General features: G+C 56.1%; 22 protein-coding genes. 9 read left to right on the top strand and 13 right to left on the bottom strand.

Annotated features, from left to right (window positions below):
* Window positions 1-223 precede the first annotated feature (223 nt).
* From RBB63_RS12855 to RBB63_RS12845, 3 genes are all read right to left on the bottom strand, one after another.
* The gene (locus RBB63_RS12855) at window positions 224-664 is read right to left on the bottom strand and encodes a hypothetical protein (RefSeq protein WP_309384846.1); all 441 of its coding nucleotides are present in this window, start codon (window positions 662-664) and stop codon (window positions 224-226) included.
* Between the two features lie 3 nt (window positions 665-667).
* Window positions 668-1,120: a hypothetical protein gene (locus tag RBB63_RS12850; protein ID WP_309384844.1), complete on the bottom strand. Its 453-nt coding sequence runs from the start codon at window positions 1,118-1,120 to the stop codon at window positions 668-670.
* Window positions 1,121-1,244: 124 nt separating this feature from the next.
* Window positions 1,245-1,532 (bottom strand): hypothetical protein, encoded by a 288-nt coding sequence (locus RBB63_RS12845; protein WP_309384842.1) that lies wholly within the window; start codon window positions 1,530-1,532, stop codon window positions 1,245-1,247.
* Window positions 1,533-1,730: 198 nt separating this feature from the next.
* Here RBB63_RS12845 and RBB63_RS12840 point away from each other — a divergent pair, with 198 nt between their 5' ends.
* Complete coding sequence (locus tag RBB63_RS12840; protein ID WP_309384840.1) at window positions 1,731-2,201, top strand: DUF2262 domain-containing protein; 471 nt, start codon at window positions 1,731-1,733, stop codon at window positions 2,199-2,201.
* A 146-nt stretch (window positions 2,202-2,347) separates the two neighbouring features.
* On the opposite strand, the gene RBB63_RS12835 is transcribed toward RBB63_RS12840, so the two are convergent.
* Window positions 2,348-2,572, bottom strand: a complete 225-nt coding sequence (locus RBB63_RS12835; protein ID WP_309384839.1) for a hypothetical protein — start codon at window positions 2,570-2,572, stop codon at window positions 2,348-2,350.
* A 102-nt stretch (window positions 2,573-2,674) separates the two neighbouring features.
* Between RBB63_RS12835 and RBB63_RS12830 the strand changes: the two genes are divergently transcribed.
* From RBB63_RS12830 to RBB63_RS12805, 6 genes are all read left to right on the top strand, one after another.
* Window positions 2,675-3,469, top strand: coding sequence for a thiazole synthase (locus tag RBB63_RS12830; RefSeq protein WP_309384837.1), 795 nt, complete (start codon window positions 2,675-2,677; stop codon window positions 3,467-3,469).
* Window positions 3,470-3,802: 333 nt separating this feature from the next.
* Window positions 3,803-5,023: a 2-iminoacetate synthase ThiH gene (gene thiH / locus RBB63_RS12825; protein WP_309384835.1), complete on the top strand. Its 1,221-nt coding sequence runs from the start codon at window positions 3,803-3,805 to the stop codon at window positions 5,021-5,023.
* Window positions 5,020-5,544 (top strand): hypothetical protein, encoded by a 525-nt coding sequence (locus RBB63_RS12820; protein ID WP_309384833.1) that lies wholly within the window; start codon window positions 5,020-5,022, stop codon window positions 5,542-5,544. Before thiH ends, RBB63_RS12820 begins: the two co-directional genes overlap by 4 nt.
* 18 nt (window positions 5,545-5,562) lie before the next feature.
* Window positions 5,563-5,784: a sulfur carrier protein ThiS gene (gene thiS / locus RBB63_RS12815; RefSeq protein WP_309384831.1), complete on the top strand. Its 222-nt coding sequence runs from the start codon at window positions 5,563-5,565 to the stop codon at window positions 5,782-5,784.
* A gap of 4 nt (window positions 5,785-5,788) precedes the next feature.
* Window positions 5,789-6,487, top strand: coding sequence for a phospholipase D-like domain-containing protein (locus RBB63_RS12810; protein ID WP_309384829.1), 699 nt, complete (start codon window positions 5,789-5,791; stop codon window positions 6,485-6,487).
* Window positions 6,488-6,490: 3 nt separating this feature from the next.
* Window positions 6,491-7,075 carry an alpha-ketoglutarate-dependent dioxygenase AlkB gene (locus RBB63_RS12805; protein WP_309384827.1) on the top strand — a complete coding sequence of 195 codons (585 nt, stop codon included), beginning with the start codon at window positions 6,491-6,493 and terminating at the stop codon, window positions 7,073-7,075.
* Window positions 7,076-7,087: 12 nt separating this feature from the next.
* On the opposite strand, the gene RBB63_RS12800 is transcribed toward RBB63_RS12805, so the two are convergent.
* Both RBB63_RS12800 and RBB63_RS12795 read right to left on the bottom strand, forming a co-directional pair.
* Window positions 7,088-8,017, bottom strand: a complete 930-nt coding sequence (locus RBB63_RS12800) for a tetratricopeptide repeat protein (RefSeq protein WP_309384825.1) — start codon at window positions 8,015-8,017, stop codon at window positions 7,088-7,090.
* Between the two features lie 58 nt (window positions 8,018-8,075).
* Window positions 8,076-8,276, bottom strand: a complete 201-nt coding sequence (locus RBB63_RS12795) for an FmdB family zinc ribbon protein (protein WP_309384823.1) — start codon at window positions 8,274-8,276, stop codon at window positions 8,076-8,078.
* Window positions 8,277-8,431: 155 nt separating this feature from the next.
* Between RBB63_RS12795 and RBB63_RS12790 the strand changes: the two genes are divergently transcribed.
* Window positions 8,432-8,875, top strand: coding sequence for a hypothetical protein (locus tag RBB63_RS12790; protein WP_309384821.1), 444 nt, complete (start codon window positions 8,432-8,434; stop codon window positions 8,873-8,875).
* Window positions 8,876-9,166: 291 nt separating this feature from the next.
* Here the strand turns inward: RBB63_RS12790 and RBB63_RS12785 are convergent, their stop codons facing one another.
* The 6 genes from RBB63_RS12785 to RBB63_RS12760 all read right to left on the bottom strand — a co-directional run bounded on the left by RBB63_RS12785 (window position 9,167) and on the right by RBB63_RS12760 (window position 17,901).
* Window positions 9,167-10,564, bottom strand: coding sequence for a sugar transferase (locus RBB63_RS12785; protein ID WP_309384818.1), 1,398 nt, complete (start codon window positions 10,562-10,564; stop codon window positions 9,167-9,169).
* A gap of 75 nt (window positions 10,565-10,639) precedes the next feature.
* Window positions 10,640-11,017: a HesB/IscA family protein gene (locus RBB63_RS12780; RefSeq protein ID WP_309384816.1), complete on the bottom strand. Its 378-nt coding sequence runs from the start codon at window positions 11,015-11,017 to the stop codon at window positions 10,640-10,642.
* A gap of 49 nt (window positions 11,018-11,066) precedes the next feature.
* Window positions 11,067-11,822 (bottom strand): hypothetical protein, encoded by a 756-nt coding sequence (locus RBB63_RS12775; RefSeq protein ID WP_309384813.1) that lies wholly within the window; start codon window positions 11,820-11,822, stop codon window positions 11,067-11,069.
* Entirely contained in the window at window positions 11,798-14,704 is a 2,907-nt protein-coding gene (locus tag RBB63_RS12770; protein WP_309384811.1) for a pilus assembly PilX family protein, read from the bottom strand. The genes RBB63_RS12775 and RBB63_RS12770 overlap by 25 nt, the downstream gene beginning before the upstream one ends.
* Window positions 14,705-14,847: 143 nt before the next feature.
* Complete coding sequence (locus RBB63_RS12765) at window positions 14,848-17,409, bottom strand: M16 family metallopeptidase (RefSeq protein ID WP_309384808.1); 2,562 nt, start codon at window positions 17,407-17,409, stop codon at window positions 14,848-14,850.
* A gap of 54 nt (window positions 17,410-17,463) precedes the next feature.
* Complete coding sequence (locus tag RBB63_RS12760; RefSeq protein ID WP_309384806.1) at window positions 17,464-17,901, bottom strand: S24/S26 family peptidase; 438 nt, start codon at window positions 17,899-17,901, stop codon at window positions 17,464-17,466.
* 308 nt (window positions 17,902-18,209) lie between these two features.
* On the opposite strand from RBB63_RS12760, the gene RBB63_RS12755 reads away from it, so the two are divergent.
* Complete coding sequence (locus RBB63_RS12755) at window positions 18,210-18,653, top strand: S24/S26 family peptidase (RefSeq protein WP_309384804.1); 444 nt, start codon at window positions 18,210-18,212, stop codon at window positions 18,651-18,653.
* Between the two features lie 76 nt (window positions 18,654-18,729).
* On the opposite strand, the gene RBB63_RS12750 is transcribed toward RBB63_RS12755, so the two are convergent.
* Window positions 18,730-19,374 carry a response regulator gene (locus RBB63_RS12750; RefSeq protein WP_309384802.1) on the bottom strand — a complete coding sequence of 215 codons (645 nt, stop codon included), beginning with the start codon at window positions 19,372-19,374 and terminating at the stop codon, window positions 18,730-18,732.
* Window positions 19,375-19,917: the final 543 nt, after the last annotated feature.

Below are 19,917 nucleotides of genomic sequence, written 5' to 3'. Positions count from 1 at the left end.
GCGCATCGCGGCTTAAAGCCGCTCCCACAGATCAAGCTGTCTATGTGGGAGCGGCTTTACGCCGCGATTTCATCCGGATCGCTTTTGATTCATGTGTATCTGACTGAGGCAACCGTTAGGGCGGTCGTGACAGAACCCAAGTATAGTCGCGTCGCAACCAACGTAAGGGTTGGGGCGCCACCTTTTCGAACAGAACCTAGGGGCAGATCGCTGGGCTGGAGAGCTAGGCTTCACTCGGGAGCGGTGGAGGCGCATCGGCTTTAATCGACGTCGGCTTGTAGATCGCGTAAATGTAAATGATGTTGAAAATGGCTAAGGGCAGTCCGTAGCCCGTAACGATGTAGGGAATGTTGAAGATCCACCACAGCCCTTTGTTGCGGAAGTCCAGCAGCTTATATGCGCTGAGGATGCCGATGATCACGCAGAGCGTGGGGATGGCTGCCGCGTGAGCTAGCCCGCCAGGCAGGAATTGGTAGTAAAAGCAGGTGTTGCCCAGACCAATCGCCGGAATCGCAATGATGCTTCCCTTGAGGAAGAAGGCGCCGTAGCGAAAGCCTTCGTTTGCGGGACGCCTTGCGGCGATGATGGCAAAGATGAGGCTGGCGATTAAGCCGGGCAGGAGGATCGCTGTGCCAATGTAGAGTAATGTGTTGTTGTCCTGCATCGCTTAGTTGGCAACGAGGTTGCTGGAGCTGGGCGTGGGCGAGTCTGTACTGTTTCCCGGTTTATACACCTTGTAGTAGTAGACGATGTTCCAGATCGCAAATGGGATGGTGTAGATCAGAAGAATGTAGGGGATGTTTGTGATCCACCACAGCGCTTTGCCGCGAAACTTCAGCGCCTTGTAGGCAATGAGCTCAGCGATGACCACCACGGCCACCACGATGGTGTTTAGGTGCGCGATGTCCGGGGAAAGAAACTCATAAAACAAGCAAACCATGGCCAGCCCGCCAAGAGGGGCGGCTACCATGTTCCCCGCGTGAAAAAAGACGCCATATTTGAAGCCTTTGCTTTGCGGCAAGTTGCCGCCGATGATGCCCGCGATGAGAGCAAGCAGCAGGCCGCCATACATTAGGCCGCTTCCCAAATACATCAGCGTCATATCTTCAGTCTCTTGCATGATGCGTGTAATGCTGTTGCGGATGTGTGGGCGGTCAAGCGGTGAGTTTGTATTGGTTTCTGTTAGTCATGCAGCCCAACTCAATATCGCACGGTGGAGATCGCCGCATCAGCTTTGAGGGCGTCTAAAATGCCTGATCGAGATGGCGGGAACTATGCGAGAGGCAATATTCCACTTCTTTACCTCCGGAAGTGAACACCGAGTGACGATTCAATTCTCCAAAACCACCAGTGTTTTCCAGCAAAACCCACTGGTGTTTTTTAACAAAATCCTCCGGGGCAAACTGACAAAACCCACTGGTGTTTTCCGACGAAATGCCCCAGTGTTTTGCGACACAACCAACCAGTGTTTTCCGACGCAAAACACCTAAGGGTTCCGACACAACCCACCAGAGGATTGCGGCAAAAAACACTGGTGGGTTTTCACCGAAAGCACCAGTGGGTTTGAGGGGGCGCCTGAAGGCATGTGATTGGTGCGCCCAGGTAGTATCAGGTTTTATTGATCACAGGTAATCTTCCCTTGTCACTTGGGCGATCGGTAGCAATTATACAAGTGTGACGTGCTATTGGTGCATGAAACTTTTCAAGTATAATTATGGTTCTGCAAAAAAATGGAAAATCCACATCCAGTCCTAGGCACACTAACAAGACCAAAGAATAATGCTGAAGGATTTGAAACAATAATCCTGTTCAATGGATCTAAGATTGAGGTGCAAATAGAGCCTGACGACCAGTCTGACTCCGATGCCATCGAATTCACAGCTCAAGTGGTAAGTGAACTTGCTCGAATTGAAAGCGAATGCAGAAAGATTTTGGTCCGCGACCTTCTCCCCACTTATAATGGAGGATGGAATGAATATGATGAGGTGCAAGAGGATGGTACCTGCAAGACTGTTAAAAATCCGAAACTGAATCAAAGTGAGTTCGATCAGAAGTTTACACTTAAAAGTCTTAGCACGACAGGCATTGAGTGTATCGATGTTTGGTTTGATGATTCAAATTTATTTTGGGGACACGGCGTGTTTGTATCTTGCCTTGATGGACTTGACCTATCTGAAGCAGATGCTCAGCTTTTTGGCTAGATGAGATCACAGAACAAGACGAGGTAGGTGACGATTCACATCTCACCTACTCTTGGCGTTGCCGCCTTCTAGCGATATCGTCGGCTGTAATTCCGGACAGCCGACAGCTCCGGGATGTTGATTCTGCCGTTGCTAGGGGAGCGTGTTCAAAAACCACTGGCCGGGTCGCCGTCGAGGTTGAGCGCGTTGACGATGCCGAGGTGTTCGTACACGGCGTTGGATTGTAAAATTTCTGCCATGCCGAGGCCTTGCCTGGGAATCTCGCCTTGGTAGATGAGCCAAGGGCCGGATTGCCGGAGCTGGGTGATCGCATCGAAGTCCTGGAAGTAGTTGCGGTGGAAAGGGGACGGCTCGCCCTCTTGGACCCGCACGACATCCTTGATCCAGGTGTGGCGCTTTCAAATTCGCCGATACGCTCGCCCAAACTCATCATTGACGTTTTGCGGGATCTGGAGACGATGTTTCCCTTGGTTATGTCTCAACCTCTTTCCAACGAACCTTTGGTCATTGCCGGGCGGGAATTCCCGAGCCGGTTGCTGGTCGGCACGGGTAAATTTGCGTCCAACGAGCAGATGCGCGACGCATTGCGCGCCTGCGGCACGGGGCTGGTCACCGTGGCGCTTAAGCGCGCGAACCTCTCCGGCAAGGCCGATCCATTTGCCGACATCCTCGACTTTTTGGAGCCCGACCGCTACCTCGTGCTGCCCAATACCGCTGGCGCCATGAACGCCGAGGAAGCCGTTCGCCTGGCGCGCCTGGCATTGGCGGCTGGCTTGCCGCAATGGGTGAAGCTCGAGATCCACCCGGACCCGAATTACCTGCTGCCCGACCCGATTGAGACGTTCAAAGCCGCGGAAATCCTCGTCAAGGAAGGCTGGACCGTCATGCCTTACATCAACGCGGATCCCGTGCTTGCCGCGCGTTTACAGGATGTCGGCTGCGCCACGGTTATGCCGCTGGGTTCGCCCATTGGCAGCAACAAGGGCATCGAAACCCGGGCGCAAATCGAAATCATCATCGAGCAAGCCCGGGTGCCCGTGGTGGTCGACGCCGGCATCGGCGCGCCGTCCCATGCCGCCGCCGCGATGGAAATGGGCGCTGACGCAGTTTTGGTCAACACCGCCATCGCCGTAGCGAGCGATCCAGCAAAAATGGGCCAGGCCTTCTCTGCCGCCGTCGACGCCGGCCGCGCCGCCTACGAAATGGGCCTCGGCCCCACCTCCCAAACCGCCACCGCCACCAGCCCGCTCACGGCGTTTTTGGGGTAGCCGTAAATGCGGTGCGGATACTAAATCAAGAGTGTGGTAATGGCAGTGACTCTTGGGATTATTCTAAAATTTCTGGTGTTGGTCGTGTTTTTCGGACCATTGTTACTTGGGATCTATCGAATATATAAAAATGATGACTTGGAAGGACATGAAAAGGTAGGCTGGATTCTTTTTTGTGTTTCAGCTAATTATGTTGGCCTTCTATTTTACTATTATGCACGCGGCTCCTTGGGGCGGTTCTCGAGGAAAGCGGGTTTCGAAAAGAGACTTGATCGAGAAGAATAGTAGTTCTTCCGGTTTGAAAACAGTTCAGATCCTGCAAGAGTAGCAGCGATGTCCACACCACGCAAATACCACGAATGCCATGAAGCGGAGCCCGGAATGTTTTCCGAGGCTTTTGCGCGGCTGCCGCTGGAGCGACTGGCTGAGCAATCCCGCGAGGCCGACCTAGTGCGGGTGGACGCGGTGTTGCGGCGGGGGCGGGCGACGTCGCTGGAAGACTTTGCCGCGCTGATCTCCCCTGCGGCGGGGGCGCGGATTGAGCAGCTGGCGGGGCATTCGCAGCGGATTACGCAGCGGTTTTTCGGTAAGGCGGTGCGGCTCTTTGCGCCGATGTATCTCTCCAACGAGTGCGTGAATGTCTGCAAATACTGCGGTTTTTCGCGGCACAACGATATTCCGCGGATTACGATACCGGTGAGTAAGGTCGTGGAGCAGGCAGAGCGCTTGGCGCGGCAGGGATTTCGTTCGCTGCTGCTGGTGGCGGGGGAGCATCCGAAATGGGTGTCGAACGGCTACGTGGCGGAGTGCATTAAGCGGACGCTGCCGATCATGCCGGCGGTCAGCATTGAGCTTGGGCCGATGCACACGGAGGAATACGGACACCTCGTCGAGGCGGGCGCTGAGGCGCTGCTTGTTTACCAGGAAACGTATTACCAGCCGACTTACGAGGAGCTCCACACGGCGGGGCCGAAGAAATATTTTGCCTGGCGGATGGACACGCCGGAGCGTGGTTACGAGGCCGGTTTTCGGCGTCTGGGCATTGGCGCGCTGCTCGGTTTGCACGATTGGCGTTATGAGGCGCTGGCGGTGGCCGCGCATGCGCAGCATTTGCTCAAGAAATGCTGGAAGGCGCAGGTTTCGGTCAGTTTGCCGCGGATGCGTCCGGCGGCGGGGGGCTGGCAGCCCAATGCGGACTATTTGATGAGCGACCGCGAGCTCGTGCAGACAATCTGCGCGCTGCGCATGCTGCTGCCCCATGCGGGCATTACGATTTCCACGCGGGAGCCCCCGAGCTTGCGCAATGGCATCGTTCCACTTGGCGTTACGCTGATGAGCGCGGGCGCCTCGACCGAGCCCGGAGGTTATGATCACTTTGACGAAAACCAGTGGCAGCCAACCAAGGAGCAGCCAGGCGAGCAATTTCACATTGCGGACGAACGTTCTCCGGCGGCCATTGCGGCGATGATCCGCAGCCACGGCTACGAAGCGGTGTGGAAGGACTTTGACCAAGCGCTGGTGCAAGAGACGCCTGCTGAGTTGGCCCCCGTATGAGTCAGCGCGGGTTCAGCCTGAAGCGTCTGGCGTTGTTGCTGGCGGTGTTCATGGTGCTGCCGATTGCGGTATTGGCCGGGGTGTTTTGGTCGGAGCTGCAATACGGGTTGAAATTCCCCGGTCGCGTCGGCACGTCTGCGGACCAGTATTTTTTCGACGGCAGCAAAACAGAGGATTTTCGTTACCTCACCTTTACGCTCGGCAATGGCGGCCAATGGAAGGTTGTGGAAGCCGATACGGAAAACGCCGAGTCGATTCCCTCCTGGCTCATACTCATGGTCCAAGGGCCGGCACGGCAAACCTACATCCTCGAGGAGCGCTACGCTGTGGATCGCGCCGAAGACTTGATGATCTGCTTTTTCACCCTCGCGCTGACCGATGAGCACCTTGTGGTGGCGCGGCAGACTGCGGGCGAAACCATTGACCCGGGTTCAGCCTATCTGGACCTGATCAACGCCCATGACGACGAAGCGCTCACGGCGGCTCTGCTCGAGCTGGGATTCCGCCGCACCTCGTTTTAATTCGCGTTCAGGCGCGAGATGCTTAGTTCAGTATTTATGATCGAAATCACCGCCAACGGAGAAACGTTTTCCATTGATGCCGGCACCTCACTGCCGGACTTCCTGGCCGGACGCGGACAGGCGCCAGAGCGCGTTGTGGTCGAACGCAACGGCGAAGCCCTGACGCAATCTGAGGCCAAGGCTGCAACTCTCGAAAACGGCGACGTGCTGGAAATTGTCCGCATCGTCGCGGGCGGGTAAGGACATGGCTGAGCTACCCCAAATAGAAGACGCCCTGCGCCAAACGCTGGCCGATGGCGCGATTTCCCGGAGTGAATTACAGGCGGTGCGAGCGCTGTTGCGTGATGCGGAGCTGGATGCCCGCGAGTTGGCGATCCTGCGCGCGAAGATCTTTGATCTTGCCCGGGAGCAGCTCAATGCGGGCAATGCGCAAGAGCTGATTGACTGGCTGGAAGACGCGAGCAAGACCGTGCTCGAAATCCAGCGCAAGCCGCCACAGCAGATTAAGAGCAGCGCCTATTTCAGCCCGGGCAGCGATTGTTTAAATGCGATATTGGGCAGTCTACGCAGCGCCCGCCGCACGTTGGACATCTGCGTGTTTACGATTACGGACGACCGCATTGTTGAGGCGATTTTGGAGGCGCGCGAGCGCCGGGTGGCCATCCGTATCATCACCGACAACGACAAGGCGCACGATGCAGGCTCCGATGTGCGTCGGCTTGACCGTTTTGGCGTGGCGGTGAGGGTGGATCTCACGCCCGACCACATGCACCACAAGTTTGCGATTGTCGACGACGAGCGCCTCCTAACGGGCAGCTATAACTGGACGCGCAGCGCCGCATCGCACAATCAGGAAAACCTGCTCATCACCAACGATGGCGATGCGGTTGAGGCGTATGAGGCGGAGTTCGCCAAACTTTGGGTCGAGATGGCGGAGTATTGAACAATGCAGGCCCTTGAGCGCATCGCCCTGGACGCGGATAACGCATTGTTGACCGCTTCGCTGCCTGTGGAGCTCCTGCCGAACGACGCGACGTTTGAGACCTTTTGGAGCATGCATCCGGAGCATTATCACGAGGTGCGGATTCATGGCCGGGTGCTGCCCACGCCCAGGTGGCAGCAGGCTTATGGGCGATCGTACATCTATTCTGGATTTCAAAATAACGCGTTGCCCATGCCTGGATGTTGGCAGCCGTATGCAAGTTGGTGCCAGGAGCAGATCGACGCGCGGCTCAACGGATTATTGGTCAATTGGTATGACGCCGCGCACGGGCACTACATCGGAAAGCACCGTGATAGTCCCAACGGTTTGATCGCCGATGCGCCGATCGTGACGATCTCTCTTGGCGCGACGCGGACTTTCCGCCTGCGTCCGTGGCAAGGGAGTGGTTACCTCGATTTCACTGCGCGCCATGGCTCGGTGTTTGTGTTGCCTGCGGCAACCAACCGAGCCTGGACTCATGAAGTGACGAAAAAGAAATCTGACCAGGGGCGCCGCATATCCCTGACGTTTCGGGCCTTTGCTGATTAGATGAAAAGTGCTCTAGCTGGCGGCTTGGGCCAGCAGTTGCGTCTTGGCTTCGTCGAGGCCGGGGGTGGTGATCTGACCAAGTATTTGGCGGGCTTCGGCATAATGCCCCATTTGGATCAACACGCGGGCTTCCTGCATGCGAATCCAGTCGATCTCGGCTGGGTCGCTGGAGCTGATCTCGAGCTTGCGCCAGAGGGTGCGGGCCGTGGCCCAGTCTGGGTTATCGACGTCGAAATAGGCCTCGGCGTAGCGCTGGTTGAGCTGGCGGTTGCCGGGGGCCAGCTCGTGGGCTGTGGCGAAGGCATTGAGCATTTGCTCGTCGAGTAATGTGGCTTCGAGCGCCTGATCGGCAATGAGCTCATCGCGGTAGGTGTGGAGGACTTCGCCGATCTGGTAGGCGTAGATGGCCTCGTTGGGTTCAAGCTCGGCGGCGGCCATGTAGTAGGCCAGGGCGAGGCTGGGCTCGCCTTCTTCGGCGAGGTAGTTGCCGATCTGTTGTTTGACGACGGCAATGTTCTCGTCGATGCGGTTAGCGCGGAGAAAGGCATGGTTGGCTTTGTCGCGCTGGCCGATGTCGCGGAGCATCTTGCCGTAAAGGATCACACCGTAAACGCTGTCAGGGTAGTCGAGGATGTAGGACTGGTATTGCGTCAGGACCTCGGTGATCAGGCGGTCGTACTCGGGATCGCGGAGTTGACCGCCTTCGTTGGCCAAGCGCTGATAAAGCTGCTGCTGACGGTCGTAAATATCGCGCAGGCGGCGGTCAGCCATGGTGACGCCCCGGGGCGCTTCAATGTCAGGCGTGGCGTTTTGAATGGCCGTTACACGCTGAGCGCGCGCATCCTTTTCGGCATCGTCCTCGTCGCTGCTGAGGCCGAGCCAAGTGCAGCCTTGCAGACAAAGAGCAACGATCAGGGCGGCGATGGGAAGTCGGTTATCCATAAAGCAAGGTAAGCGGCGCATTTCGCGCAACTTATGTCAATGCCGCATCTGGAGGTGGTTAGTGCGAGCAACCGCAACCACCGCCTTGGCAGCAGCTGCTGTTGTCGCTTTGGGGGGCGCCGTTTGCCGCGAAGGTGGAGAATTGCTTATGCAGATGTTCGCCGCCGCATTTTGGGCACTTGGGCTGTTCACTGGAATTGCGGACGAGCAGCTCGTGGTCGCTGTCGCAATCCGGGCAATGGTATTCATAAATTGGCATGATGGTTGAGTGTGGCGGATTGGCTCGAAAATGCAATCCTGCCGTTGGCTTTTGGCCACGGGGTTTACAGCGGGAAAAATAAATGCAACGGCATTGTTTATTGGCGTTGATTTTTTTGCAAAAAAGACGAAATAACCATTATCATAGTAAAGCCCATGAAAACATTTTTTGCCATTGCCCTTCTGCTGGTTTCCTCCGTCGCTCAAGCCGCCCAAAAATCCGAGGCGAAGCTCGATTATGACGCCGCTTACAGCTACCTGATCACCGTCACCGATGAGACCGGCGGTGAGTATTTTTCCATCGCGCTGATGAACAACGGCGCCTTGAGTTACGAATACTGGAGTGATTCCGAGCAAATGGACAACCAGGAGATCACCCTTTCGGCTGACCAAGCCAAGGCCTTCAGCACAAAGTTTGCGGATGCATTTACCGCCGTGTCCAAGGCCAGCGACAAGGGGAGCGGCCCGAGTGTTTCGTTGGAAAAGATCGACGCCCGCAAATCGACCACTTACACCGCCGTGGGCTCTATCCCCGCAGTCAAGGCGCTGCTCGACATGGCCCAGCCCAAAATCAGCGGCAAGTACCCGGTTGCGTATTAGAGCACTTTTCATCTAGATTTGCCGATTCAGGTGGGGTAGAGATTGGATGCAGCGCAAGGCGGCTTTGATTGAGCGGGCTGTAAGCCCGTGATTGAAATGCCAACGCCGCGAACTTCCAATCTGGCCCCAAGCCCTAAACCGAGTGCTTTTCCGCGCCAGCGTTGTTGGCTTTTCGCTCACAGGCTTCCAGCCTGCGACGCTTAAGCCGCCTTGCTGGACACGAAAAATCACTGCGGCCTGATCGGCCAATCTAGATGAAAAGTGCTCTAGCTTTGGGCGAAACTTTGCGGCTCAATGCGCGCCCTGGCCGCTGAGGACGGTGGGCAGTGTTTTGCACAGAATGCGCACATCGAGCCAGAAGCTCCAGCGGTCGATGTATTCGAGGTCCAGGCGAACCCATTCGGCAAAGTCCTTGATGTCGGAACGTCCGGATACCTGCCAGAGCCCCGTTAAGCCTGGCAACACGCTGAGGCGCCTGCGGTCGCGGAAGGCGGAGAAATTCTCCGTCTCCTTGAGGGGCAGGGGGCGGGGCCCGACGAGGCTCATATCGCCGCGTAAAATGTTCCACAGCTGTGGCAGTTCATCGAGGCTGTAGCGCCGCAGCCAGCGGCCAAACGGCGTGATGCGCGGGTCTTGAGCGAGCTTGAAGGCCGGGCCCTGTATTTCGTTGGCGGCGTTTAGCGCATCGCGTTGCGCCTCGGCATCGGCAATCATCGTGCGGAATTTCCACATGAAAAATGGTCGTCCCCGCCAGCCGGTGCGCTGCTGCTTGAAGATTATTGGGCCGCGTGAGCTGAGCTTGACCAGCAGCCCGATCACAGCGAGGAGCGGGCTCAGGAGCAGCAGTAGGCCAAGTGCGGCGATGACGTCGAATGCGCGCTTGTAGAAGAACTTGCCCTCGTAGTGCGGCACCGTCGAAAAGATCACGATGGGGGCGCCGCCAAACTCATCGAACTCGGGTCGTGCGAGGAGCGGAGAAAGGAAGTCTGCGCGATACCAGACCTCGACGCCCTGCTCCTCGGCAACCTCAATTGCGCGTTGGGCGTCCGGGTGATTCCCCAGCAGCACCAGATCATAGCCGCCGGTTGAAAGCGTGTCAGCCAGGCCCGCAACGCTGGTCATGGTGTGCGTTAGTTGCACGGAAGCGTGGTCGCGTTGAGCAAAGCGGTTTTGCAGCGCCGAGCGTTCGGCTTCCGGACAAAGAAGCAGCGCGCGGAGGGGGCGTTTTTGAAATCGCCGCTGAATGACGAAGTGGCGGAACAGGAGCTCTTTCGTCACCAGGTAAGCGCCGAACAGTGCATAAAATCCGAACAGCAATGAGCGGTTCACGTTGATGATCGAAAAGAAATAAAAGAACACCGTGACGAGCCCCAACCCAACGAGAGTGGATTTGGCCGCGGCAAAGACAATTTTACGCCGACCAGCAAAGTAATCGATCGAGTAAAAGCGGTTCGACCACAGTGACAGGAACAGGCACAGGAGGATGACGGTAAACAGCCAGCCCTGTTCGGTGAGGTGGGTGACGCCCTGAAAGTTAAACGGGTAGCCGGTAATTTCCGTCAGCCAGCGCTGCCACAAGGGGGAGGCGTAAAGCAGCGCAAGGTAGACTATTTCCAGGCACGCGATAGCCGCCACGGCATCCAGGAGGAAGCTGCAAGTGCGGTAGTAGCGTTTCTGGCGTCCCAGCATTAGGACGTATAGCCTAGTGAAAATACCTGGGTTTTCAAGCCGATAGCAAGGCGGCGTTTACTCACGCCATAGGGCTTACACTGAGAAGCTTTCGCCGCAGGAACAGCTGCTCTTGGCGTTGGGGTTGGTGAACTTGAAACCGCCGCCAACCATCTTGTCCGAGTAGTCCATGATCGTGCCCTTCAAGTAGAGCGCGCTTTTCATGTCGACTACAACGTGGATGCCGCTGGTGGGGACGAGGATGTCGCTCTTTTTCGGCGCAGGGACAAACTTCATCTTATAAGACAGGCCATTGCAGCCACCGCCGTTGATCGCTACGCGGAGGTATTCCCCCTTTTGTTCACGTTCGATGAGGGCCGTCGCCTTCTTCCCCGCCGACTCGGTGAGGCGAATCAGGCGTTCGTCGCCGATGCGAACATCGACAGGCGGATTAAGCGTGGCTGGATCTGACATAACCCCTAATCAAACCCGCTCAGCGTAAAAAATCAAGCTTAGGTCCAGCTTAGGCGCCGGTTGACGCCATGCTGTCAGTGCGGAGCAGATCAGGTATCGAGTAGACCTGTAGGCGAATGGAGCCTTCGCGGCGGGGTGGCGCCAGCACTAAAATGATGCGGTAGTTTTCGGTAAACTCCATGTTCTTCTCGAAAAGGATTTTTGGGCCATCCGCAGTTTCGAGGGCGAAACCAACAGGAAATTGGTCTTTGATAAACTGCTTGTAAGAAATTGCTGAATTAGCGCCTTCATTGATGCTGACTCCCTCCTTGCCCAATCGGCCAATAAGTTTGAAATTCGTGGAATTGACGGTGACCAAGCTGTCCTCGGGAAAGGCTTTTAAGCTAAAATCCATTCCATAGACTTCATAGAGCCAAGGCTCAGTGGAGGTGGGTTGTTTCTCCCGAAAAAACAACAAGCCTTCCTTAACAGTCGTGGGCGCGAGATATTGGGCGAGTGGCTCGCGTCGAACGGCGTTGGGGTCATCCAGCGTGGGGGCGGGGATCTCTCGAAAGAAGATAATCGGGTTTGGGCCACTGTAATCGATGGGCTCCGAAATGCGGGTGCGACTTAGGCTTAGCTCCGTGACTTCGCCGGGTTGGGTTTCTACCTTAATGCCTTCAAATGACCCATTGCCAATCTTCAGGAAGCTCAGTTGCAGGCTAACGAAACCTGACTCGGCTGTTTCCTGTGCTTTGACGATCATTGTCTGGGCAATCAGCATTACCCAGACGGCGATGATTAAATTTCTGTTTCGTCCAGCCATCTAAAGCTTATGATTTTAAATTGCCTGTCGTTGGAGGCTCCCACGTGTGGGATGCGCTGAACTTCAGCTTCACACCATGCGGTGGCCTCTTCCTCGCCAGTAATTTTATTTTCTGCGTTGCCATAGGCGCGGATGAGAAACGTGTCTGAACGTGTCTGAGCATATGGCGCAAGTATGTTGATGAGGTCTGCTTGAGTTACGAAACTAGGGCAGTAGCGAGGCAGCTTCTTTAGATCGTTGCTTTCATTTTTATAGACGCTACTGCTCACTGTATTGATTCTGGTGTCGTCAATTGCCTCCTGTAAAATGCCGTCATTGAGCATTTCCTCAATCGAGTCGAAGGGCTTACCGTGCGCCTTAATTTTATCGACGATCGCTTCGGCTAAATCTTTCACGTCGTCTATGTTGTCACCGTTGTCGCCATCGCGCAGTTGGCGCGCGCCTACGGTGAATGCCGCCGCCCAGTCCGGCTGCCAATGTTTGCGATACCAGTTTTCACGCTGACTCTGAGTTGCTTCAGGATAAGAGCGGATTCTGGCGCTGCCATTTGAGTACGGGTGGGTATAAGAGCGATCGGCCATGTGTGGGAAGCGGAAGATGGCGTTCTTCACGTGGCTCAAGGTTTGCGAAGACGTGTCTTCGTTGATCCGAAATTGCCAGTCATAAAGGTGGATCGCTCCCAAGGCGGCTTCCCACGCTTTGACTGAAGTGGAGTTCAGGTTAAATGCGCCATCAACCATAAATGCGGCAGCGGCTTCATCGGCATTGGTTGCGTCTGCCCCTGCATCCGTGTATTGGCTCAGGTGGTGGTTGGGTAATTGCAGCCCGTAGCCATGATCGTCGGTCATGGATGAGAAAAAGTAGCGGTCGAAGGCCTCGTTTAAATCCCCCCCCCAAGGGTTGCCGATGGAAAATGGGCGGGTGTCCCTGAACTGCAGGTGTTGGAGATGCCCAATGGAAATTGGCTCAGTCCCAGTATAGTCAAAAAATCGATGGTAGTTGTTGTCGACGAAGAATTCAGGGCGTCCACTGAAGATGCTTTCATCGTTAACCGCGAATGCAGGGTCTGAACTAATCTCGAACATATCGAGGATATCACTATCGCCGAAATCCTGGATGATTGCTCTCACATCAAACTCGCTCATCCACTTTTCCAAGTCGTTATTTGGACTCAGCACTTCGTCGTGGAATTTGAAGTGATACGCTGCCTGATAGTCCGAATAACCCACGTTGGAGTCATAGCGCAATTCATCAGATACGATGAACGAACCGAAAGGAATGTCTTTAAACTCCTGAATCAGGTCGCCGCTTTTGGTTTTGATCCGCAGTGTCAGCGTGCTGCCGGTGGATTGTTGGATGGTGATGGCGTCGCGGTTGCTCCCAGCATCCTCAATGACGCCTATCGTGATTAGGCCGGATAGTTTTTCGCTAATTTTTCGGACCTCACCCACCGCCATCTTATCATAGATGTCGAATGGCACTTCGTTAAGCGTGAATGTTTCACCGTTTCGTTTGAAGTCGATATTGTTTGGATTGAAGATGATGGCTCCATCGTCTTCCTCGTCTTTGCCTACTTCGGTGACCCATGTGAGGTTTAAAGTTGGCATTTCAAAGTCGAAAATCAGGTCATCGATGCCTGATGGAGTGAAGCCCATTTGGGTTGCGTAGGGGTTCCAGATATCGGCTCCAATTGTTATGTGGAACTCCAAATTTTCACTCGTTTGACTTGCTCTGAATACGCCAAAATACAGGGCAAACTCAACGATCACCGGGCCGACTGGATTGATTGGATCACCTGGATCGATGCTAATTGAGTTAGCGGCGCCTGTGTTCACTCCCCGGAATTCCGCGCGGTCGTTGTTGTCGGGTCTGGCGTTTAAGAAGGACCAGAATTCAGAATTAAATTCGAAAGGGGCGTCTGGGTCGGTGATGGTTTCGTTACTCAGGTCTTTCTTCAGACCACCCTCTCTGGTGTTGGCCAGAATTCCCTTAGAGTTTAGAGTTAAGTCCGCATGATTGTATTGAAGCTCGGTGACAGCCGATCCTTGATCGGGCGTCTGTTGATTGAGGCTTGTCAGGTTACCGAGTTGGGAAAATGAAGCAACGTTGCTGATCGTGTATTGGGTAGTGCTTTCCCAGATATCTTCTTCGTAGCCTGACTCATCAGCAATCTTCTCAACTGCGGTAAACATGCGCTCAAAATAAGGGCGATCACCGGAGATTTGGCGTAAGCGCTTCAATTCCAATTCACTTATGTCGAATGATTCTGGTGTGAGCAGCGGGTAATTGAAGTTATCCAGGTAGCGCTCGAGGTCGCTGTTTTTGGCAATGCTCGCTTTAATGCCTTCATCGGAAACCCAGTAAGCATAGTAGCCAAGAGTTGCATCGTTTTCATCACGCACAGGCTCACGTTCGACTCTAACGTAGCGATTCGCCAGGTTTCCAAAGAATGCGCTGCCTGCTAAGAGCGCAGTGTCGTTTGATTGGGTGGTCACATTTGGGGCGCCAGATACGAGCCACGTCGGGGCGGCGTTCATGTTGGTGGTGTTCCAAACGCCGGTCCAATATTGATTGGCGACATCGTAATTGGTGTCACCCAGAATATCTGCGCGGGCGGTGACGCGTTGGTCAGGTCCGGCAGCTTTCTGGAGCTGTCCCAATGCGACAAGCAGGCCCAGGCGCGCGTTTTCGCGGGCAAGTTGTTGGCTGCGGTCGTGGCTGGCGGTGGCCAGTTCGACCTGGGTGAGCGCCGACATGCTGAAGATCAGCAGGACGATGAAAGTCATCAACGCGAGTGCGATCACCAAAGCGAAGCCGGATCGCGGCCGATGATTGAGCGAGCAGTAGCTTGCAGGAATGGTTTTATTTGCGTGGCGATTCATGCCTGACCTTGGCTGAGCAAATTGCGTGCGAGCGTCGCTCAAACCAGCAAAAATCGCCAGAAAACTCAAGGTGATGCGCTTTCCGTCGGCGAAGTTTAACCTCCGCGTCACAGAGCTTCGGGCTCTGTTTACTGTGCTGTCGATCAGGCTTTGCCGGGCAAGGTCTTCAGGATCAGACGCTTATCCTCGGTGAAGCGTTCGGTGGCGAACGCCGTCAGCTGATCGAGGCTTAATTTGCGCACTTGGTCAGGATAATCACGCCAGGCGTTCACCGATTGACCATAAAGCGCGCTCAGGCAGGCGTGCATCGCCCTGGAGCCGGGGGATTGTTGGCCCTGGGCGCGGCGCACGGTCAGCCGGGTTTTGCAGGCCGACCATTCCTGCCCGGTAAAGCCGCCAGCGCGGGCGCGCTCGACTTCGGCCAGGATTTCGCGCTCCACCTCGTCCGCCTGCTGTTTGCTGGTGCCAGCGTAGAAGGAGAACATGCCGCAGTTGAGCCCCAGCATCCGTTGGGAGCCGACAAAGTAAGCCATGCCTTTCTCTTCGCGGACTTTTTGGAAGAGCTGGCTGGACATGCCGCTGAAGAGCTCATCGAGCGCCTCGCCCGCCAAGTAGTTTTCGAAATTTGCGACGCCGCTGTCCGGATAGGCGACGAGGACGATGGCTTGCTCGCGGTCGCGCTGGAGGGTTATGGACCCAGTTTCCGCCGGAGCGTTGTGGGCGGGGCACGGGGCGTTGGCGAACTCCGCTGGCAGCGCTTCGAGGATGGGCCCAAGGGTGTTGACGACGGCATTGCGGTCGAATTGACCCGTGACGGCGAGCAGGGCGTTGGGGCCGGCGAGAAGTTGGCCTGCGAGCGCGCGCATGTGGTCGGGCGTCAGCGTCTTGAGGTCGCTTTCGAGCCCGAGGTAATCGACGGCGTAAGGATGAGCGCCGAAGTATTTGGTGCGCAGTTGGCGGCGGCTCCATTCGAGGACCTCGTCGTCATCTTCCTGAAGCGAAGCGATCTGCGCGTCGCGCTCGATCTCGAAAGTGGCCGGGAGGTAGGCCGCGTGGTGAAGGGCGTCGCTGAGGAGTTCGGCGGCGAGGGGGAAGTCTCCGCTGAGGGTTTCCAGGGAGAGGCCAAAGGTGTTGTTGCCGACGTGTTCGTCAAACGAGCCGCCCACGGATTCGATGACGGTGGCGACTTCGGCGGCGGTGCGCTTGGTGGTGTCGCGGGCGAGGAGGGTGGCGAAGACGCCGGTCGCGCCGCGTTGGCCAGCGGGGTCCCAGAGCGGGCCGCCACGGGAGACGAAGCGGACGTGGGTCTTGGGCACGCTGCCGCCGTTTTGCAGGAACAGGCGGGCGCCATTTTTGAAGGTGACTTCCTCAAAGTCGGGCAGGCCAGCGCCGGTGTTGATCGAAGGCGCGCTGACGGCGACGGGCGTCGGTTCAATCGAGGCTGCGGTTTCGCGGGTTTCGATCAGGTAGCGGCTGGCGGCGTGGATGATTTGGTCTGGCGTGAGCTGAGCGAGGCGGCGCAGGTGTTGCTGCGGGAACCCGAGGTCGCCAGCGACGACTTCCGCTGAGCCCAGGCGCGCTGCCTGGCCGCTGACGGTTTTGCGAGAATTGACTTCGCCCACGAGGGATTGGCGGACGATTTTGGCGAGCTCCTCGGGCTGGGGCGGGCGGGTCTGGGCAATGGCCAGCTCACTGCGGATGGCGGTTTCGACGGCCTCGCGTTTGCCGGGGTCGCACAGGTAGCTGATCCAGAACAGGCCGTGTTCGCCGGGGTTCCAGCAGCCGGCGGAAATGTTGTGCACGAGGCGTTGTTTTTCGCGGAGGCTTTGCCAGAGCCAGGAGCTGGCGCCGTTGCCTAGCAGGCGAGCGAGGACGTCGAGCGCCGGGGCGTCTGTCGCGGCGAGGCCGGGGACTTTAAAGCCGATGAAGCCGCGGACGATGTTGAAATCGCCCGTAGCGCGGTTTTCGCGGGGGGCGAGTTGCGCGGGCTCGCTGGGCACGTAGGCGGGGGCGAGCTGCCGCATGGGCTTCTGCCCAAAATGCTTGTCCGCCAACTCGCGGCATTCGGCTTCCGAGACGGCGCCGACAACGACGAGCACGAGGTTGTTCGGCGCATAGCGGCCGTGGTAATAGCTGCGCAGGTCATTGGGCGTCACGCCTTCAAAGAGCGGGCGGTGGCCGATGACGGGGTGGCGGTAAGGGTGCTCGCGGAAGGCGGTATGCGCGAAGGTGTGGAACAGGCGGCGGTCGGGGTCGTCGAGGCCCATGTCGATCTCGCGCAGGATGACGTCGCGCTCGCGGATGATTTCCTCTTCGGGCAGTGAGGCGTTGAGCGACATGTCGGCGAGGACGTCGAAGATCGTGCCTGCGGCGTTGGACGGACCGTCGATGTAGTAGACCGTGCGGTCGAAAGTGGTGTAGGCGTTGATGTAGCCGCCGCAGCCGTTGATCTCGCGGCTGATGTCGAGCGGGCCGCGCTTTTCGGTGCCTTTAAAGAGCAGGTGCTCCAGGTAATGGGAGAGGCCGGCGCCGAGCATGGCGCCCTCGTGGATGCTGCCGGTTTTGACCCACGTTTGCACGGAAATGAGCTCGGCGGAGCGGTCTTCCTTGTGGACGACGGTCAGGCCGTTGGCGAGTTGGTAGCGGTGAATGGTTTCCTGGGCGAGCGCGTCGATGAGGTCGGCGTTGGCGGAGTGATCGGGCATGCGGGGGAGGAAAAAGCTTTGTGCCCGAAAATGAAAGCACAAAGCGAAGCCAGCTTAGCGGTCGGCGACGAAAGAGCCATAGACGACGCCGATCAGGTTATGCGGCGTCACGTAGTCGGCGTCTTCGAATTCGTTATTAATGCCCTGGGCTGTCCAGTAGCCGTCTTCCATCTCGACGAGCCGATGAACCACGCGTCGGCCTGACAGGTTCCGATAGGCAATGAGCATGCCGGGTTGCAGCTCACTGTATGCGATTGGCGTGATGACCAGGTAGGTGTTGTTCGCATACAGGGGCTGCATGGAGGCGCCTTCGGCTGGAGCGCTGACGCGGCCCTCCTGTTGCCGCTCGACTATGCGCGCCGCATGACTGGAACTGCGAAAGGAAAGCGGAGACTCCGGAATGGGGGGAGGGGCTGTTTCTTCCGTCGCACAACCAGTGCAGATGATGAGGTAAATCAGCGTGGCGACAACCGTTATCCAGGCGTGGTGCATGGTTCATTATATCGCAGTTTAGTGGCAGTGTCTAACCGCAGAATGAAGTAGTTGGCTCAATTGATCTTTAGTTGGCGCCATAGGGCCATTTGGCTCTTGCGTGCTTGATGGATTTTAACGCGCGGACTCCATTGTATATAATATTTTTTCGAGACATTTCCCGGCGTTATTTACATAAATTTCATCTTAAAAATACAACGCAGTGTGAATTACCAAGCGCTGGTGTCTGTGCTATTTGTTATGGTATGAAAAAGCCATTCCTGCATTCATCACTTATCCTGCTTTTGCTGTGGTTTAGCCCGCAAGCAATGTCCGCTCAACTAACCGAGGTTAACTTGACCACCAATGTCCCGCTTAGCCGGGTGATTGACGACGCGCTATCGGTTGCCAGGCAGAATCCCTCGTGGGTCGTCATGCTGGGCAGTGGGCAGTCGATGCTGCCTTACTTTGGAGAAGGCTCGGTGCTGCTCGTGGAGAGGGCGCGCTACGACGAGCTGGAACCGGGGATGATGGCTGTATACCTCGATAAATCCGGCGACTTGGTCAGCCACCAACTCATCCGCAAAGTCGGCTCAAGCTGGGTAACACAAGGGGTGAACAATGCGGTGGTGGACAAGGAATACGTCGGCGCTCACAACTATCTGGGCGTGGTGTTTGGCGTGCTCAACTCTTCCGGGGCTGATCCAGTTGGGCTGGCTTATGCCAAGTCGCAGGGCGTCCAATTGGTGGTTGGGAAATCGCCCACTGATTAACAGGCAAAAGAAGAGCACAAAGCCAAATGGCTTTGTGCTCAGCAGCTATACAGGCAGGATAAAATTCTGCTCGGATCTAGTCTCCAAACACGCTGACCAAGCCGTTGGCGATCGCGAAGCGGGTCAGGCCTGGAGCGTCATGGATGTTGAGCTTGGAGATGATGCGGTTGCGATGCGTTTCTGCGGTTTTAATGCTGATGCAAAGCTTGGAGGCGATTTCCTTGTTGCTGAAGCTTTCGGCGATGAGCTTGAGGATTTCGACTTCGCGGTTGGTCAGGTCTTCCAGTGTCGATGTGCGGTTTGGGTTGAGCATGAGCTCGCGCATGATTTCCGCAATGTTCGGGCTGAAGTAGGTCTGGCCTTCGGCAACCTTTTTGATCGCTGTTTCGAGGATTTCCAGGCTCTCGGTCTTTTGTACGAGACCGTTGGCGCCTGCCTCGATCATCTGCCTCACCAGGCTCTTGTTGTGGAAGGATGAGAAGCCCAGGACATAAATGTCGGGCTGCTCTTTTTTTAGGCGTTTCATCACGCTGACCCCATTCAGGCCAGGCAAGACAACGTCCAGGATTAACAGGTCAGGCTTTAATCGTTCCACCAGATTATAGCCTTCAATGCCGTCACCAGTTTCACCAACCAGTTCCAGCATGGGGGAGTTCTCAACGAGCGCTCGCGTAAATTCCCTCAGGATCGTCTGATCTTCAATAATAACTACGCGTTTCATGAATTATTAAGTTAGCTGACTGTTGTTAATTAATCAATAAAATGCAGTAGCGCCCTTACAATTTAAACACTACTAAATGATGGGTTTTGCCAGCTCATCAATCCTATTACTAATGTATTGTGGGTCTTTGGTCCTGCATTGATGTGCGTATATATATTGAGATTTATCTTATCGCAAACTGTAGCTTTGTGAGGAAGCGTTTGTGCCCCTGTGATGAACGCTATAGCGAAGTTTGTTATTAGCTAATTAATTTTAGGGGCTGAAAGCCTTTATTGGTAACGAAATAGCGAATTTTGCCTCTAGTTTGATTCTGTGGAAGCAAGCTCGCATGGAGTTTGGAGCGGGGGAGGGGGGGGCTCTCAAGTGGGAAAAACTGTCAATGAACGCATAGGGCATTCTGGCAAACGCCGATAGAGGCGTTTGCGGTCGTCGCTGCGACGAGCCTGCCGAACGGAGTTGCCGCACACCTGTGGCATCAATGGCCCGGCGACGCTTCAGCCTGATTGGCGAATTTACAGTCCGGGGGCGTCGCAGAATGGATTT

Source organism: Cerasicoccus frondis (genome assembly GCA_031296915.1).
In the GTDB taxonomy this organism is placed as follows: domain Bacteria; phylum Verrucomicrobiota; class Verrucomicrobiia; order Opitutales; family Cerasicoccaceae; genus Cerasicoccus; species Cerasicoccus frondis.
This window is presented reverse-complemented; position numbering and strand designations above follow the sequence as displayed.